This window comes from Nonomuraea sp. NPDC001699 (assembly GCF_053596455.1).
This window is the reverse complement of sequence record NZ_JBSFGF010000057.1, coordinates 1-15,993: the sequence shown is the minus strand read 5'-3', so window position 1 is coordinate 15,993 and position 15,993 is coordinate 1. Positions and strand designations below refer to the sequence as shown.

General features: G+C 69.7%; 17 protein-coding genes. 9 read left to right on the top strand and 8 right to left on the bottom strand.

The window, feature by feature from the left end; all coding sequences use genetic code 11:
• Positions 1–183 precede the first annotated feature (183 nt).
• Positions 184–450 (bottom strand): hypothetical protein, encoded by a 267-nt coding sequence (locus ACWCSU_RS52375; protein ID WP_449945070.1) that lies wholly within the window; start codon positions 448–450, stop codon positions 184–186.
• A 389-nt stretch (positions 451–839) separates the two neighbouring features.
• Between ACWCSU_RS52375 and ACWCSU_RS52370 the strand changes: the two genes are divergently transcribed.
• From ACWCSU_RS52370 to ACWCSU_RS52360, 3 genes are all read left to right on the top strand, one after another.
• Positions 840–1,391, top strand: coding sequence for a hypothetical protein (locus ACWCSU_RS52370; RefSeq protein ID WP_397039205.1), 552 nt, complete (start codon positions 840–842; stop codon positions 1,389–1,391).
• A gap of 157 nt (positions 1,392–1,548) precedes the next feature.
• The gene (locus ACWCSU_RS52365; protein ID WP_449945067.1) at positions 1,549–2,358 is read left to right on the top strand and encodes an STM4013/SEN3800 family hydrolase; all 810 of its coding nucleotides are present in this window, start codon (positions 1,549–1,551) and stop codon (positions 2,356–2,358) included.
• 162 nt (positions 2,359–2,520) lie between these two features.
• Positions 2,521–3,507, top strand: a complete 987-nt coding sequence (locus ACWCSU_RS52360) for an IS5 family transposase (RefSeq protein ID WP_449945064.1) — start codon at positions 2,521–2,523, stop codon at positions 3,505–3,507.
• A gap of 451 nt (positions 3,508–3,958) precedes the next feature.
• On the opposite strand, the gene ACWCSU_RS52355 is transcribed toward ACWCSU_RS52360, so the two are convergent.
• Complete coding sequence (locus ACWCSU_RS52355; RefSeq protein ID WP_449945062.1) at positions 3,959–4,534, bottom strand: S1C family serine protease; 576 nt, start codon at positions 4,532–4,534, stop codon at positions 3,959–3,961.
• A 524-nt stretch (positions 4,535–5,058) separates the two neighbouring features.
• Here ACWCSU_RS52355 and ACWCSU_RS52350 point away from each other — a divergent pair.
• Positions 5,059–5,700: a hypothetical protein gene (locus tag ACWCSU_RS52350; RefSeq protein WP_449945059.1), complete on the top strand. Its 642-nt coding sequence runs from the start codon at positions 5,059–5,061 to the stop codon at positions 5,698–5,700.
• On the opposite strand, the gene ACWCSU_RS52345 is transcribed toward ACWCSU_RS52350, so the two are convergent.
• The 4 genes from ACWCSU_RS52345 to ACWCSU_RS52330 form a co-directional block, all read right to left on the bottom strand.
• The gene (locus ACWCSU_RS52345; protein ID WP_449945057.1) at positions 5,636–8,872 is read right to left on the bottom strand and encodes a lantibiotic dehydratase; all 3,237 of its coding nucleotides are present in this window, start codon (positions 8,870–8,872) and stop codon (positions 5,636–5,638) included. The two genes, ACWCSU_RS52350 and ACWCSU_RS52345, sit on opposite strands and share 65 nt — an antisense overlap.
• Positions 8,869–9,723, bottom strand: a complete 855-nt coding sequence (locus ACWCSU_RS52340; RefSeq protein WP_449945054.1) for a cupin-like domain-containing protein — start codon at positions 9,721–9,723, stop codon at positions 8,869–8,871. The genes ACWCSU_RS52345 and ACWCSU_RS52340 overlap by 4 nt, the downstream gene beginning before the upstream one ends.
• A 20-nt stretch (positions 9,724–9,743) precedes the next feature.
• Entirely contained in the window at positions 9,744–9,902 is a 159-nt protein-coding gene (locus ACWCSU_RS52335) for a hypothetical protein (RefSeq protein ID WP_449945052.1), read from the bottom strand.
• A gap of 555 nt (positions 9,903–10,457) precedes the next feature.
• The gene (locus ACWCSU_RS52330; protein WP_449945051.1) at positions 10,458–11,165 is read right to left on the bottom strand and encodes a KR domain-containing protein; all 708 of its coding nucleotides are present in this window, start codon (positions 11,163–11,165) and stop codon (positions 10,458–10,460) included.
• Between the two features lie 4 nt (positions 11,166–11,169).
• Here ACWCSU_RS52330 and ACWCSU_RS52325 point away from each other — a divergent pair, with 4 nt between their 5' ends.
• The 3 genes from ACWCSU_RS52325 to ACWCSU_RS52315 all read left to right on the top strand — a co-directional run bounded on the left by ACWCSU_RS52325 (position 11,170) and on the right by ACWCSU_RS52315 (position 13,248).
• Positions 11,170–11,409, top strand: coding sequence for a hypothetical protein (locus ACWCSU_RS52325; protein WP_449945048.1), 240 nt, complete (start codon positions 11,170–11,172; stop codon positions 11,407–11,409).
• Positions 11,410–11,453: 44 nt separating this feature from the next.
• Positions 11,454–11,909 (top strand): MurR/RpiR family transcriptional regulator, encoded by a 456-nt coding sequence (locus ACWCSU_RS52320; RefSeq protein ID WP_449945046.1) that lies wholly within the window; start codon positions 11,454–11,456, stop codon positions 11,907–11,909.
• A 256-nt stretch (positions 11,910–12,165) separates the two neighbouring features.
• The gene (locus ACWCSU_RS52315; protein WP_449945044.1) at positions 12,166–13,248 is read left to right on the top strand and encodes a CPBP family intramembrane glutamic endopeptidase; all 1,083 of its coding nucleotides are present in this window, start codon (positions 12,166–12,168) and stop codon (positions 13,246–13,248) included.
• Here the strand turns inward: ACWCSU_RS52315 and ACWCSU_RS52310 are convergent.
• Both ACWCSU_RS52310 and ACWCSU_RS52305 read right to left on the bottom strand, forming a co-directional pair.
• On the bottom strand, positions 13,181–13,903 hold the full coding sequence (locus ACWCSU_RS52310; RefSeq protein ID WP_449945042.1) for a LuxR C-terminal-related transcriptional regulator: 723 nt from the start codon (positions 13,901–13,903) through the stop codon (positions 13,181–13,183). The two genes, ACWCSU_RS52315 and ACWCSU_RS52310, sit on opposite strands and share 68 nt — an antisense overlap.
• Positions 13,891–15,162 carry a sensor histidine kinase gene (locus tag ACWCSU_RS52305; protein ID WP_449945039.1) on the bottom strand — a complete coding sequence of 424 codons (1,272 nt, stop codon included), beginning with the start codon at positions 15,160–15,162 and terminating at the stop codon, positions 13,891–13,893. Before ACWCSU_RS52305 ends, ACWCSU_RS52310 begins: the two co-directional genes overlap by 13 nt.
• A 155-nt stretch (positions 15,163–15,317) precedes the next feature.
• Between ACWCSU_RS52305 and ACWCSU_RS52300 the strand changes: the two genes are divergently transcribed.
• Together ACWCSU_RS52300 and ACWCSU_RS52295 are read left to right on the top strand one after the other, a co-directional pair.
• Entirely contained in the window at positions 15,318–15,548 is a 231-nt protein-coding gene (locus ACWCSU_RS52300) for a hypothetical protein (RefSeq protein WP_357706059.1), read from the top strand.
• Between the two features lie 212 nt (positions 15,549–15,760).
• On the top strand, positions 15,761–15,993 hold a 233-nt coding region (locus ACWCSU_RS52295; protein ID WP_449945035.1), incomplete at its 3' end, for a hypothetical protein.

Genomic DNA, 15,993 nt, shown 5'->3' with positions numbered 1-15,993 from the left:
CAAGCTCCGCTGCTGCCCGCACAAGGCGGGCCAGCTGTGCAAGGCGATCGCCGTCCTGCAGAACTACGAGCTCGCCCACAGATGAAAAAGCCTCATTGTCAGCGTTCGCCGGTGTGTGACGGCCCCGCCGAGAAACACTCCGACGTCGTGCCCGTTGACTAGGAGCCACTAGCTAGGCGGTCGTCAGTTTCGCCAGGCGATCTTCTGCCCCCCGTTGTTCCCTCCCTCGCACCAGTATTCGGTTACCGTGATGAAGGTGAGCCCGGCAGGGTCGTTTTCGTTGTAGGTGTCGGGATCAAATGCCTGAACTTGCCTCGGCACTGCTGCGCCACCGTAGTCGTTGCAGTCGGCGAAGCTGATGTCTGCGCTGGCGGGAGCGGCCACACTGAGTGCGGCGGCGGCTCCCAGAGCAGCGGTGATGACGGTAAGTCGCGTGATGCGCGTGAGCACTTGGGGCATCCTTTGGTCGGTGGAGCTATGGACACACCGACAGTAACTTAAAGTTATGGATAGTTACAGTTAGTAATTGCTGCCCCGGGAGGCAGGGGCATCGGCCAAGGGTCGTGTTTCACGGCCGAAGCTAGCGGCTTCGTCGCAGTTGTCGACCTCGGAACCGCCACGCCCTCCAGCGGGGGCAGCCCTCGCCCGGGGAGTCGGCGAGGCCGTCGTGCCGCGACACGGTCTTGGATCATCGCCCCCAGGTAAGGATTGCCCTACCTGTAGCAACTCTATGCAGTCTTGTAACTACGGAGTGTAGTCGCGATGGTGAGAGAGACCGCCCCGGGTGCATCAACGGCCATGACACCAGCACCCGGCCAGCCCCCCAAAGGAGAGTCACTTTGTCACCGATCCCACGCTCCCGCGTCGCCGCCCTGCTGGCCACCCTGATCGCCGTCACCGGCCTCATCTCCCTCACCACCCCCGCCGACGCCGCCGGAAGCCTCACCTGCGACACCTCCGGCACCATGTACTTCAAGCCCGGAGTGCAGATCGTCCCCCTCAAGCAGGACATCGAGATCCGCGGTGCCAACGGCTCCTGCCGCGACTCCACCGGCCTGGGCATCGACGAGGCCAGGCTCACCGCGAACTTCAGCGGCGTCTGGCTCACCTGCGAACTCGGCGGCGGCGGCACCGGCCACGGCACCGGCACCCTGGACTGGACCCTCAACGACGGCAGGAAGGCCCGCAGCGACCTGGACCTGAACTTCGAAAGCAACATCGCCAGCGAGGTGACCCTGTCCGGGCAGGTCGTCGGCGGCCCCCTCGACGGCGAGAAATTCTCCGCCCACCTGCACGCCGATCTGTTCCGCGGCAGCCTCAAGTGCACCGTGGGCGGCCCCTTCGGCGGCGCCAAGAGCATCGGCTACCACGGCGACCTCACCGTCGGCTGAGCTCACCTCGCCCTGTCAGGGCAACCTGAAGCCACCCCCTGCAACAGCCAAGCCGGCCCGGAGTCGCCCGAGCCCTGCGTAGGGCGGCACCGTGGCCGGCGCCCCTGCAAGGGCCTGCGTCGCGAGGCCACCCGGCAGGCGGCTGGGAGGAGACATCGTGATCAGCGGCCATGACGTGATCCCCAGTCACAACATTCTGTTCACCACGCTCGATTCACTTCGCTTCGATACGGCGCGTTCGGTTCTTCGTGCCGGCCGGAGCCCGAACCTGGCGCGGATCCTGCCGGACGGCCATTGGGAAGAGCGCCGGACCCTGGGGACCTACACCTTCCCGGCGCACATGTCGTTCTTCGCGGGCTGGCTCCCCACTCCCGCACGCCCCGGCCGGCCTCCCCGCCTCCTGGCCTGCCGCTCCCCGAACGGCGCCACCATCGGCGAGCGCACCTACGTCTTCGACGCGCCCGACATCGTCTCCGGCCTGGCCGGCCTCGGCTATCGCACCGTCTGCATCGGGGGCGTGGAGTTCTTCTCCCGCCTGACACCACTGGGCAGCGTGCTTCCCGCACTCTTCCAGGAGAGCCACTGGCATCGCCGGATGAGCGCCGACGAGCCGGACTCCACCCGCCATCAAGTCGATGTCGCTCTGCAGGTCCTGGACGGCCATCCCAAGGACCAGCGCCTGTTGCTGTTCCTCAACGTCTCCGCCACTCACATGCCCACCCACTTCTACCTGCCAGGTCAGTCACAGGACTCGTGGGAGAGCCAGTGCGCCGCGCTCGCCTACGCCGACGCCGAACTCGGGCGTCTGTTCGACGCACTACCGTCCCTTGGTCCCTGGTTCGGCCTCATCTGCGCCGACCACGGGGAGGCCTACGGCGAGGACGGCTGGACCGGCCACTCGATCTCCCACCCGACCGTATGGGCCGTCCCATACGCCGAGATCATCATTCCCACCGCAACACGCTGATGGAAGGTCGAGGAACGCGTCAGCTCGGCAAGGGCCCCGCTCGGGTCGGCGCGACCAGGGCCTGTTTCGAAGTGTTGATCAACGGTGTGTCGTAGCCGGACATGCAGAGAGGTCTCCGGTAAGGGTTCAACGACCAAGAAGAACCTGAACTCCGGAGACCTCGTGGACACCGTAGCGGTGACGCGGCGGTTCGACCTCACCGATGCGCAGTGGGCGCGGCTGGAACCGCTGCTGCCTGCGAGCAGGAAGCCAGGTCGACCGTCGCGGTGGAGCAAGCGCCAATTGATCGACGGCATCCGCTGGCGAGTACGAGTGGGCGCGCCGTGGCGGGACGTGCCGGAGTACTACGGCTCCTGGCAGGCGGTCTACAGCCTGTTCCGCCGCTGGCAGCGTGCCGGCCTGTGGCAGCAGATCCTCACCCGCCTGCAGGCTCTGGCCGATGCTGCGGGCTTGATCGGCTGGCAGGTCGGGGTGGACTCCACCGTCTGCCGGGCCCATCAGCACGCGGCCGGCGCCTCCAGGAACGGCCAGGCGCAGGTCGAGCCGCCCAGTGGTGCCCTGCCCGAGCCCGCCGATCACGCCCTGGGACGCTCCCGGGGCGGCCTGTCGACCAAGCTGCACCTGGCCTGTGAGCAAGGTCAGCGCCTGCTTGCCCTGGTGGTGACGGCTGGGCAGCGCGGCGACGCGCCACAGTTCCCCACGGTCATGGCTGCCATCAAGGTGCCCCGGCTCGGGCCCGGCCGCCCGCGCACCCGACCCGAGATCGTCCGTGCCGACGAGGCGTACTCCTCCCGCGCAGTCCGGCAGCACCTATGTGCTCGCAAGATCCGATGCACCATCCCCGAGCCGGCCGACCGCATCGCCGCCCGACAGCGGCGCGGCCGACTACCGTCCACATCGCCGCCATCAACAACTGGCTCACGATCCTTTGAGACACGCCTAGTCGTCGTCTTTGTCGTCAGGATCTGGAGCATCTACGTTCGCGTAGTGCTTCGCGAGCTTGTAGGCGAGCTTGATCCCCTTGCGGGTGGCCTTGTCGTGCTCCCTCTGCTCCTCAGGAGTCATCGCGTCGTACATGGCCCAGTACGCCTTCAGCGGAGGGGTCATTCCAGGCATCTGTACCTCCGGAGCTCCATGTCAGTCCTCTGACGGTGACTCTCCGAATCCCGCTGCACCACTATCTCAAGAGGGTGATTGAGGTACTTCCTCTTTCTCATGCCAAGCGTGGCGACGGCAGCCCTCACCGGAGCCCTTCGCTCCCCCTGTTCGCCGCGACCTCCGCCGTCTCCGCGGCGCAGCCCGATGCCACGTGTTCGGCGACTTCCTCCCTCACCGACAAGCCCGTCATGCTACGCCCCGCCATCACCGATGAGGTGTGACGAGGACCGGCGCGGCACAGCGCAACCATTGACGGCACCGTGGCCGAGTGGTCGCTGGACGGACCCGGTCGGCTGGCCCCGCTTCTCGCCGTGCGAGGGTGGGGCCAGCCAACGGTGGTCAGTAACGGATCGGTGCGCATCCAGACCGTCGTACCCCGCCGGGATCGCATCCGCAGTCAGCAGCCCTGGAACTGCGACCGGCGCGCACTGCGGGCTGTTGATCAAAGCGTGTCGACCAGGGTGACCTCAGTGGTTCTGACGCTGCCGTCGCCCCTGCGGTAGGTGACGGGAACGACGGCTCCCGCGCGCAACACTCCGACCCGGGCGACGCTCTGCTCCCTGGCATTGGTGATGGCCTTGCCGTTGAAGGAGATGATGACGTCACCGGACCGGATCCCGGCCTTGTCGGCAGGGCTGCCCGGCACCACATCGGAGACCAGCGCGCCGCTGTTGTTCGGGGCGTCCTCGCGGACGATGCCCAACAGGCCCTGCTTGCCCTCGGTGATGATCACGTCGAGTGGTTGCCGCTCGCCGTCGACGCTCAGGCTGCCGCTGTAACGGGCCCGCTGCATGGGGGCGTTGGGTGCGGCCTGCAACCAGACCCGTACCGGCGTGTTCCAGCGCCAGCGCCCTGGGCCCATGCGGACGGTGGCGGTGGAGCCGTCGGCGGCGATCGCCTCCGCGCAGGGCCGGGGACGGCAGTCCATCTCCAGGCGCGTGACACGGGTGTGGGGCGGGGCGGTGAAGAGGAAGGTGCCCGACGTGGGGCGGGTGCGGTGGTCCGGCGGATAGGTCACAGGCCGGGCGTCGCCTGGAGCGGCAAGCTCAGGCACCTCTTGCTGTGGTTCGACCCGTGCGGAGGACGCCGCCGCGGCTTCCGTCGAACCGGCGGCCAGAGACGTGGATGACGCCGGAGCGGCGACCGCGGGGCCGGAGACCACGGCGGTCAGGACGGCCGGCACGAGGCACGCGGCGGCAGTGGCGCGTCGGGCGCGCGACCGGTGGGCGCCGGCGGGGTTGCTGAGGTTCACGGCGAACGTCCTTCCTGAAGGTGGCTGGGCAACGGTGAGCGCCGATGGGCGCCGGACTGGTCTATGCGCGCGACTCGACAGCCGATGCGACATGTATCTGACTCATAACTGTCAGTGATCGACAAGATGGACTTTACAGCAGGAAATCGGAGCGCAGGCCGAGCGACTCGTGGCCACGCGGTCGTCGCCGGCGGACCGTCCGCGACATCTCGGCGTTTCCTCCGGGACTCGTCCCGCAACCCTGACAGGATCAGGTGACGTTCATGGTCGCGGGAGGAGGGCCGGGGCAGATGCTGAGTCGGCTTGCCGGGCAGTTCCGGCTCATCACGCGTTCGTTCCCGGCCGCGCAACGGAGATACGGCGTCGCCCGGACGCTGCGGCTGGTCGCGCACGAGCTGCTGTTCGACGTCCGGCACGGGACCGACACCTCGCTGGAGCCGCGCGGCCGCACGACCGCGCACGAGGGCACCAATCCGCTGCTCTTCGCGGAGATCCTGCGGGACGCCCCGGCGGCCACCGCGGGCCGGGTGCTCGTGGACTTCGGCGCGGGCAAGGGACGGGTGCTCATGCTCGCCGCCGGACACGGCTTCGCCGCCGCGATCGGCGTGGAATCGTCGCCCGGGCTGTGCGCGATCGCCAACGCGAACCTCGCCAGGTTCAGCCGCGGCCGTTCCTGCGCGCTGAGCGTCATCTGCGCGGACGCCGGGTCCTTCGCCGTCCCGACGTCCGTGACCGTCGGCTACCTCTACAATCCGTTCGGCGCCGAGACCATGCGCGCGGTCGTGGGCCGCATCCTCGAATCGCTCGCGGAGGCTCCCCGGGACTTCCACGTCCTGTACCTCAATCCGCGCCACGCCGACCTGTTCGTCACCGCCGGATTCGCTGAGACCGCGCGGCGGCACGACGCGGTGCTTCTGTCGCGACCTCGATGAGGGCCCGGGCCGCGCGCGAGCGGTACCAGCGGCTGAGGAAGTCGTACAGGACGAGCTCCTGGGCGCGGGCGGCGGCGGGCAGCATCCGGTTCGCGTGCATGTGCAGGAAACCGCCGGCGAGGGCGGTCACCTGACGGGTGAGCCGGTCGGCGCCCGCGCACGAAGCCAATTCGGCGACGATGGGGCGCGCCGCCTCGGAGCGAGCCCGAAAGGGATGATCCGGCGCGGTCAGGAGCGACTCCAGGAGCGTCCGCTCCCGCCGGTAGCGCGCGCCGAGGCGGTGGGCGAAGGCGGCGTCGGCGCCGAACTCCCGGCCGAAACGATCGCGCGCCGCCGCGCAGACGGAGAGCCGACCGGCCAGGTCCAGGCCCAGATCGTCGAGCAGCCGGTCGAGACCGACCAGCGCCAGCCGCCAGCGGGCGTCCATGTCTCGGGGGGTCGCCTCGATCGCCTTGAGGGCGGCGTCGCTGTCGGCGTGGAACAGCCGCTCGGCCAGCACGATCCCGTCGGCTCCGCCGTAGCGCTCGACCTCGCGTTCGTAGGTGTCCACCTGGATCCGCCACAGCATGCCCTCGGCGTGGAACGGCGCGCAGGCGGCGAGCAGTGCGGGCAGCACCTCGTTCGTCAGGCGGCCGGGATCGCCGTGCAGCCGCAGCCGCAGATGCGGGTCGGGATCGGCGTACCGGACGAAGAACCAGCGGTCGACTGAGGCGTCGGACACCGCCTCGCGCACCAGGGGACGCACGACCTGCTGGAGTATGGTGTCGGCACCGACCGGGCCGCTGTACAGCTTGGCGTAGAGCCAGGGTGATCCGGGTGGGAAACTCCGCGTGAGCTCCCTCTCCGGCCTCTCCCGGTGAGTCGGCGCCTGGGCGCCGCCGACAGGTTCGAGGGCGCCCGTGCGCAGGAACGGCACGATGATCTCGTGCGCGAAACGACCCTCCGGCCCCCTTACCGGCATCTCGTCCGGCCCGAAGAACACCTCCTCGAGCCGCACCGGCCGCTGCTCGCGGAACAGGTGAACGGCCATGTCGGTGAAGAGCGGGTTGTCCAGATCGACGGGCAACCGCTGGTCCGCGTCCACCACCGCAACCCATCGTGGCAGGCGAAGCAGGCGTCGCAGATCCTGCACCGCGGCGAATCGGGTGGCGGCTGTCGGGCCCTCCAGGGACGCCACTTGCGCGTCCGACAGACGCCAGCGGGCCCGCGACAGCACCAGCCGACCCGCGGTGACCCTCGGCAAAAAGGGCGCATCGCCCGGGTCGCCGAACGAGAAGGACAGCCCGCCCGCCCTCCCCTGGCCCTGCAGGTGGCACAGGAAGCGGTACAGGGCCGGGCTGCCGGCCCCGTCGAAGCGGTGCGCGACCGTGAGCCGGGGGAGGACCTCGCGGCCGAGCGAGCGCGAGCGGAGCACCACCCGCTTGCCGGCGAGGGAGACCGTGAGGTCGTCGAGGGATATTCGCCGGTCCGGCGCCGCCGGGCGTCCGAGGTAGACGATCTCGTGCTCGCGAAGGTGCGGCCGGACCAGGACGTTGCCCACCTTGCCCGGCACGGGATGCACGATCTCCGCGTGGATCGCCTCCGGCCGCAGCGCCTCTTCGGCCCGTAGATGCCGTCGCAGATGGCGGAGCAACCGGTCGTCACGCCGGCAGAACCGGCCCATCAGTGTGGTTCCCGACAAACCGCCCACCGCGGACAGTGCGATGCGGTAGCGTCCTGCCGCCACGTCGTCCTCATCGGCCGCGAGGATCGTGGCGACGACCCCGAAGGAGTCCGGCAGTGAGGCGGCGTCGCCCGCCTCTTCAAGGGCCTGCACCTCAGCCTCGCCCAGCGACACCTCCGTCACGCCGGCGCGCGCGGCTTCGGTCGACCAGCGCAGAACAAGCGCGTCCCGCCTGCTGAACCGAGTGTCCTCGGCCCGTGGCGGAGACGGGAACGCCAGATCGTCCAGCAGCGGAGCCGGCGCCGCCCCAAACTGGCCGTCAGCGGGGAATCCGATACCGATCTCGTCGTCCAGGGCCTCGCACAGCGGCACCTCGCGCCGGTCGTACCGGTCGCGGAACGCCTCACGGAAGCGGCCCAGAGGGTCGCCGCGCCGCCCCACGCCGATGCGGCGCAGGAGGCGCACCCCACGTTCGATCTCCGCGACCACGTCTCGTCCGAGTGTCGCCCGGGCGGGCTTCATGAGATCGACATGAAAGGAGACCGGGGTCTCGGCCACGGCCGGAAGTGCCGCGGCGACCTCGCGGTAACGCTCCGGCTCGGCCCCCGGCGGCAGGTCGTCCAGACCCGCGAGCATGGTACGTGCCTGGCGCAGGGCCGAGACGACCGGCCGGGCGGACGCTCCGCCCACCCGGCCCAGCCGGTCAAGGAGGTCATCGACCGGCTCGGGCCCGCTCACCGTGGGACCGAGCTCGCAGACCAGGAGCTGAGCGTCGATCAGCCGGTTCACGAAGTCGAGCGCCTCGCCCCGGCCGACCTCGGGGTCGACGGCGGCGACGGCGCGGGCCAGATCCCCGGGGAGGGCCCCGCCCGTGGCCCGCTCAAGCGCGGCCTCCAGATGGACGGTCGGTTCGACGGCCACCAGATGGTACGACGTCCCGGCGCCGGCAGGGCCCGTCTCGGTATACCTCAGACGTCCGGCCGCCCGGTAGATGCTGGAGTTCGGCAGATACCTCAGCCGCGGTCGCAGAGCCGGATCTCGCTCCAGGGATTCCGCCAGGGCGCCGAGATATCGGGAATCCAAGCTCGTGTGGCGGCGGTAGGTCTCCCGGCACGCAAGACGCAGCCGGGTCTCCTCGCCGATCGTCCCGAGCGAGCAGCCGGCGAAGAGCCCGAACGGCGTCGGGCGCCCCGCCATGCGCGCGACATACCGGAGAAGACCATGGCCGATCTTGGGCCCGCCCTGCGGGTCACGCGCCCAGCCGTCCAGCCGCCCCTCCAGCGACGGCGAGGCCAACCACAGGGCCTCGCGCACATCGGGCCGCAGGCACAGCGCCCGCAGCCGGTCGAGGGAGCGAGCGTGTTCCGCCATCGCACTCTCGTGCGAGACATCCGTCTCCACCAGGCCGCCACCGCCCAGCGCGGACAACGCGTCCAGCGGAAGGTACGGCGTGCGGAGCACGAAGAACCCCGCAGGCCGCCAGGCCGGCTCCTCCTCGGCGCCCGTCATCCCCGCAGCAGCCGCCTCACCCTGGCCGACCCCCGCCGGAGCAGGAACCTCCACAGCGACGGCGTCATGATGCCCTGCGGAAACGGACGCGGCCAGAAGAAGTTGACGTTCAGCGCCCACGGTGTCACCACCGTCACCTGGTGATACCAGCCGACCGGGATGTAGAGCGACTCGCCCGGCCGCAGAGTGCACTGCCAGCCGGACGCCTGCCGCGCGAGCGGGAACCTGTCGAAGTCCGGAACGTTGGGATCGAAACGGCAATGGGTGATCCGAGGAATGCGATACACCAGCCGCGACTGCGAGGGCGGGAACAGAACGAAATGCTTGCGGCCGATCACCTGGACGTTGCAGTTGGGAGTCACATCGCAGTGCAGCCCGGAGGAGGTGCCCAGGACGCCGCACCACAGATTGACGTCCACGGGAGAGGCGCGGAACCAATCCGGGGCCGGCGCGTCGTCGGCGAGCCTCGCCGACAACTGGCCCAGCTTCGCGTCGAGATAATAGGAGGCCTCGAAACCGCCGGCGGCGACCGCCTGGGTGATGGCGCCGACGTCGGCGTGCCTTTCGGCGACAGACCGTAGATCGTGCGCGGTTTCCAGCACCCAGTCCAGATAATCACCGAAAGACGTGCGGCCACCGCGGGCCAGATTCTGGAAAATATTGCTGGGTGGGCCGTTCGTCTCTCGAACGGCAACCTCCCGGTGGCCGGCCACGGACTTCAGGTAGGCGCTGTTCCAGCACTCGACGGCCTGCCATCCAGGCACATTGCCCACGACCACCAGGGGACGGCCGGCGAGGCGCGCCGGCCGGAAGTCGCCACGCGAGACGCGTGGAACCGGTTTCAGCTTCACCGCCGACCCGCCGTTGTCGTCTACTTGACCCGCTCGCCCTGAATCTCCTGGTCGGCGCCGGCGTCGTCGCACGTCCACAGACTCCATCCCTGTGTGCTCAGGATGGGGTCATTGAGGTTGCGCACCGTCTCCCGGTCCAGGGAGAGTTTCTTCATCGGCTTTTCCGTTGTCGGTTCCATGACGAGTGTCCTTTCGTGTTTCGGACGGCCGGAGTTCATCCCAGGGCCGATCCGAGGCTCCAACCTGCACCGGCCCTGCTGGCGCGACTGATACCCCTTGTCGTTTCGACTTAATTGTTGCGGTCGGTAAACAGGCGGGCGGCATTCGGAAACGATCGGCGGGACCGGGGGCTCTCGACGCACTGGCGGGGGAGTACCGCGAACTCCGGGGCTCATGCCGCGAGCCGCGGCGCGACCGGCGCCGGGCGGTGCCCCCGCACGCCAACAGTGTCATGTTGCTGGGCGCCAACCCCGCTCATCACTTTATGCTACTTAGCGTGTACTTGGTGTTATCAAGGGGTTGTCCGTACCCGCAGAACCTCGACAGCGAGGAGCAGCATGCATCTCCGAATACGCCGCACAGTGCCGGCCATCGTTCTGGCTGCGAGCGCGGCACTGATCACAACGGCCCCGGCCCATCTTTCACGCGAGCAGAAACGAGATCGAGTACACCATCGCCAACGGCCCGACCAAGACGGCGTCCGCCCGCGTGATGACGGGTCCGGGCGGCAGTCGTCACATGGCCTTGGGCGGCGGCGACTTCCAGACCGCTGTTCCCTTCGACCAGTGCAATGAGCACGGCTGGGTGCTCAAGCTCCGAATCATGCGCGACAACGGCTGGACGTTCGACGTGACCCGCGTCTGACCTTCTCGCCGACGCGCGACGGCCTGCCTCCTTGAGGGTGGGCCGTCCGCGTTCCGCTTCTCCAGCTGGGCGCGTAGCCGTACCGCGCCCAGGATCTGGCGGGTGAGCGTGATGATGTGCTCCTGGATGAGCGACGTGCGCCGCGCGTCGGTCTCGGCGGCGAGAACCTCGTCCAGCAGCGCGGAGTCGTGGTCCTCACCGGCACGGCCCAGCTCGGCGAGGAGTTCGGAGGCCGCGACGGCGGGAAAGCCCTTGGCGTACGCGCCGGCCTCGATCGGGGAGTAGGCGACCCGGGTGTGGCCGGCGGTCAGAATGCGGCCCAGCGCGTCGGTGCCGTCCTCGGGCGACATCATGACGAAGCCTCGGTCGGCCAGGTGCTGTCCGCGGCCGGTCCGGGCCCAGGCGCCCCAGTGGATCGCGGTGGCTGGCAGCCCAGGGGCGGCGCGCCAGTCGGCCAGGTCGTCCAGGAAGGTGTTGGCTGCGGCGTACATGCTCTGGCCGGGGGAGCCGATGAGGGAGGCGACAGTCGCCCTGGCCGTGACCGCGCTGTCGGCGATGTCCCCTTGGACGACGTTCACGGAGGTGCCCGACCCGCGCAGCAGCGCGAGCGTCTTCTCGGCCTCGCCGGTGGGAGCCGAGCGGCCGACGAGGATCAGGTTGGTCTGCTCCCTGAGCGGCCAGCCACTGGGCGGTCGCCAGACTGAGACCGGTCAGTCCGCCGGAGATCAGGATGTCGGCGGCCACCTCGGCCATCCCGCCGGCGCACTCGAGCCCGAGCAATGGCCGGCCAAGCACCGCATCGATCCGGCCGAGGTGGCGTGATGACCTTTGGACGCCGTCAAGGCCGCGTTCCGTTCGATCTCCCAGTGTCACGCACGTCTACCTCCTTGAAGATCGCCGTTCCATGCGGCTGCCCCACCCAGCGCACCGGCCGGGTGGGGCACGCCTGGGATCAGGCGCCTGCGTCCGGGGCGCATCGGGTGCCCGGCTCGGCGTCCGCGCGTGCTCGTACGCTGCTCGACCTGGGCGGTTCTGCGGCCGTGGTCGCGTACGACTTCCGGCGCTACTCCCCCGCGACGGCCCGCTTCACCGAGGCCGCGTGCGCCCGCGGGGCGCGGCTGGCGCTGATCACCGACGCCTGGGAGTCGCCGCTCGCGGCACGGGCAGAGGTGCTGATCAGGCTGCCGCGCGAGGCCGCCGGGCCGATCGCGCCGCTCGCGCACCAGATCGCCGTCACCGAGCTGCTGCTGGTCGCCGTGGCGGCCCGCCTCGAACCGGCCGGACGCCTGGCCGACCTCGACGCGCTCACCGAGATGTTGTGAACCGCCTGTAGAAGAAGCAGCAGTCCAGCAGTGTGAGGCCGGGCACGATGCCGAAGCGGGCCCAGTTGTCGTGGATGACTCTCAGTCGTGCGGCAAGTACTTCAAGTAGTGTGGGCGGCTACTTGACGCACAGAATCTGGGGGTCCGTACGGCATGTCGGGCAGGTCGGATTCGCCCGAGCCTGCCATACCCGGCTGCGCGGCAGCAGCCCGTTCCTGGAACCGACTACCCCCTGGACGCCGACATCGCCGCCGTCATGGCCCTGATCCGCACCGGAGCGCTGCGCCGTGGCGCTGGCCGAGTAGCCCGGGTCGCGCCTGCACCACTTTTTCTGGGGAGCCTGCGTCGTCGTGCCGGGCCGGGGCTGATTTCTAGCGTTACCCACATGTTCATGACCACTCAAAACACGAAAACCTCCGCCGAGTTCACCACGGTGCCATGGAAGGAGGTCACCTTCTTCCTGATCTTCACCATGGCGGCGGCGTGGATCACCGCACTGCCGATGTGGATCGCTGACGTAGGCCCGGGTGACGCGGCGTTTCTCCTGATCAGCGTGGGCACCATGCTGACACCCTCACTCGGGGCGTTCGTGACCTTGCGGATCTTCCCACCTGCGCGCGGCATGGCGCGCTCCACCGGGCTCATCCCGCCGTCATGGCGGCAGATGTGGGGCTACAGCCTCTTGGGCCTGGCCTATCCGATCGTCGCGGCGTCTCTCGCGCTCCCGCTGGGCCTCGTCACCGGGATCAATGACCTCGACCTGACCCGGATGTCGGGGGTCCGATCCCTGGTGGCGCCGTGGATCGAACTCGCCTCGGCCGACCCGGCACAGATCGTGCTGAGCGGCGTCCTGGCGATGGCGGTCAGCTTCCTGATCGGGCTGATCCCCTGCTTCGGGGAGGAGTGGGGCTGGCGGGGCTACCTGCTGCCCAGGCTCATGCCCCTGGGCATGTGGCCGACGCTGCTGATCAGCGGCGCGCTGTGGGCTCTGTGGCACGCGCCGCTGGTGCTGCGGGGCTTCAACTACGACGACGGCGGCATCGCGGGAATGGTGGCCATGACGGTGTCGTGCATGCTGGCCGGCATCGTCCTGGGCTGGCTCGACCTCAGTTCGGGATCGGTCTGGCCGGCGGTCGTCGCGCACAGCTCCAACAACACCTTCGCCGTGCTGATCACCTCGGGGCTGGGCAGCAACGCCGCGACCCAGGTCAATCCGCTTCTCAGCCAGATTCCCGTCTGGGTGACGACCGCGCTCATCGTGGCGGTGCTGGTCATCCGCCGGGCCGGCTCGTTCGCGCGGGCGCAGGTGCGGGGGCGGACTCGTGCGAGGGTCGCGTGAGTACGGCGGGCCGGCTGTCGAGGTAGCGCAGCACGGCCGCGACCCGGCGATCGCTCTGGTCGTCGGGGTGCAGGCCGAGCTTGAGGAAGATGTTGCGGATGTGCTTGTGCACGGCTTTGTCGGTGACGAAAAGCCGCTCGGCGATGGCCGTATTGCCGAGCCCTTCGGCCATCAGCGCCAGCACCTCGCGTTCGCGGGGGCTGAGCGGCCGCATGACATCGACGGCGCGCCGACGGGTGAACAACTGGGCGACGACTTCCGGATCGATCGCGGTGCCGCCGGCGACCACCCGGTGCAGCGCGTCCAGGAACTCCTGGACTCTTCCGACCCGCTCCTTGAGCAGGTAGCCGATGCCGCCGACGCCGTCGGCGAGCAGGTCGGCGGCGAACGACTCCTCGACGTAGGCCGACAGGACCAGCACCGCCAGCGGCGGATGCAGCCGCCGCGCCTGTACGGCGGCGCGGACGCCTTCGTCGGTGAAGGTCGGCGGCATCCGTACGTCGACCACGGCTACGTCCGGCCGGTGCTCGGCCACCACCGCCAGGAACTCCTCCGGCGTCGGCACGGCCGCGACCAGATCGAACCTGCGGGCGGTCAGCAGCAGGGTGAGGCCTTCGCGCAGCAGCGCGTCGTCCTCCGCGATCACGATGCGCATGGCAGTTCGATCTCCAGGACTGTTGGCCCGCCGATCGGGCTGGTCAGGGTCATGGTTCCGTCGTGGGCCTCGACACGCCGCCGGATCCCGGTCAGGCCGGTGCCCGCGCCGACGGCCGCCCCGCCCTGGCCGTCGTCACCGACCTGAAGCCTCAGCACGTCTCCTGAGCGGCTGACACTGACGGACGCGGTGGCGGCGCAGCCGTGCCGGGCGGTGTTGGTGAGGGCCTCGGCGGCGATGAAGTAGGCGGTGCTCTCGACCGCGACGGGAAGGTGGCCGAGTTCGGCCACCGTGACCTGGCAGGGTACGGGGCAGTCGGCCGCCAGCGAGGTGAGGGCGCCGGCCAGGCCGTGCTCTTCCAGCACCGGCGGCAGGATCCCCCGAATCACGGTCCGAAGCTCGCCCAGCGCCTGTTCGGCGGCGCTCTGGGCCCGGTCGATGGCTCCCTCCGCGCTCGCGGGATCGCGCGTCAGCGCATCGCGCGCCACGCCGAGGAGCACAGCCACGCCGATGAGCCGGTTCTGGGTGCCATCATGCAGCGCCCGCTCGATGCGGCGCAGTTCGGCGGCGTGCGCCTGCAGGGCGCCCGCGCGGGTCGCCGACAGCCGGGCGAGGCGTTCCGACAGGTCCACCGACGGGTGCGGGCCGAGCAGCCGTAGCCCCGGCAGGGCCTGCAGGCGAGCCATCGCCGGGCCGAGACCGACGAGGATGGCCGCCCAGCTGACGCCCATCAGGCTGACCGCCAGCGCGGCCGGCCAGGTATGCACGGGGAAGCCCAGGGACGTTCCGGTCTCGTCGGGTGGAAGCAGCCGCCACCACAGGGGGAAGCTCAGGTCGCGCACGGCCAGGACCGGCAGCACGACTCCCAGAAGGCCCAGCAACAGGCCCATGCTGGCGTGGCAGGCGAGCCAGCGCAGGTCACGCCAGGTCGCCGGGTCATGGGCGGCCGCGCGGGTACGGCCGGCCCAGCCAGTGGCGGGGCCGGCGGCGTACGGGCTGATCACCTGGTGCCGCCATCGGCCGAGCCGCGCGCGCTCACGTTCGGCGACCAGCCGTACCAGCGAGACCATGAACGGCAGAAGCAGCAGTCCGACACCCACCACGCTCGCCGCCACCGCCACCGCGAGCCCGGCCACGGCGGACAACGCGAGCAGGCTCGTTCCCAGGCCTCCGGCGAGCCGCTCCACTGCCTCGAGCACATCCCGCGGGCTGGTCCAGCGCCCGCCCGGCACGTCGTTGCTGATGACAACCCCCTTCATGTCGTTTCGAACTGTATGTCCAGACGCGAGCGTGACGTGTGGAGGGATGCGGAAGGTAGAGCCTGCACCACCGGGACTCGGGTGCATGCGTCCTGTCGGCGAAAGCGCCGCCTCTTCTAGCGTCAGGAGGGCTCGTTGACGAAGGGAACACCGCCATGCCCGACCCGTACCGTGACCAGAGCGCCGCGCGGCGACGCCCGTCCTCCTTCGGCCGCCGCGTGCTGCGCGCTCTGCTGTGGACCGTGATGGTGCTGAGCGCTGCCGCGAACGCGGTCGCCTCGCTGTCGGGCATGTCGACCCCGGTGCGACTGGTTTTCGGCGTGACGGCGGCGCTGTGCGTGCTCGCGCTGGTCGTCGACAGCGTGCGCGGACGTCGCCGCCGCTGAGCGAGGAGGCGGCCATGCCTTCCCTCTGGGTGCTGCTACTTCGCGTCTGGTGGCGTGCTCGATGGCCGCCAGGACGTACTGGCGTTGTCCGCTGAGAGTGATGGTCTCGATGAAGCCGAGTGTGCCGGTGTCAGCCAGGTCGAGACCGTGCTCAACGTCGTCGGACTCGGGCGGGTCATCCAGAGCGGTTCGCCGGGCTGGGCGGGGTCCTGTTGAACGATCCCCTGATGTTCGGTTACTGCTACACGCAGCTCACCGACGTCTTCCAGGAGCAGAACGGGGTCTACCGCCTCGACCGTACGAGCAAGCTGGACGTGTCCCGGATCCGGGCGGCCCAGCTCCGCTCCGCCGCCACCGAAGCCGCCACCGAAGCCGCCACGGGGGTGGCTACCGAGGTGGCCGCCGGGGGCGGCCACCTCGGAAGCGCATGGCTAGCTCGCCAGAC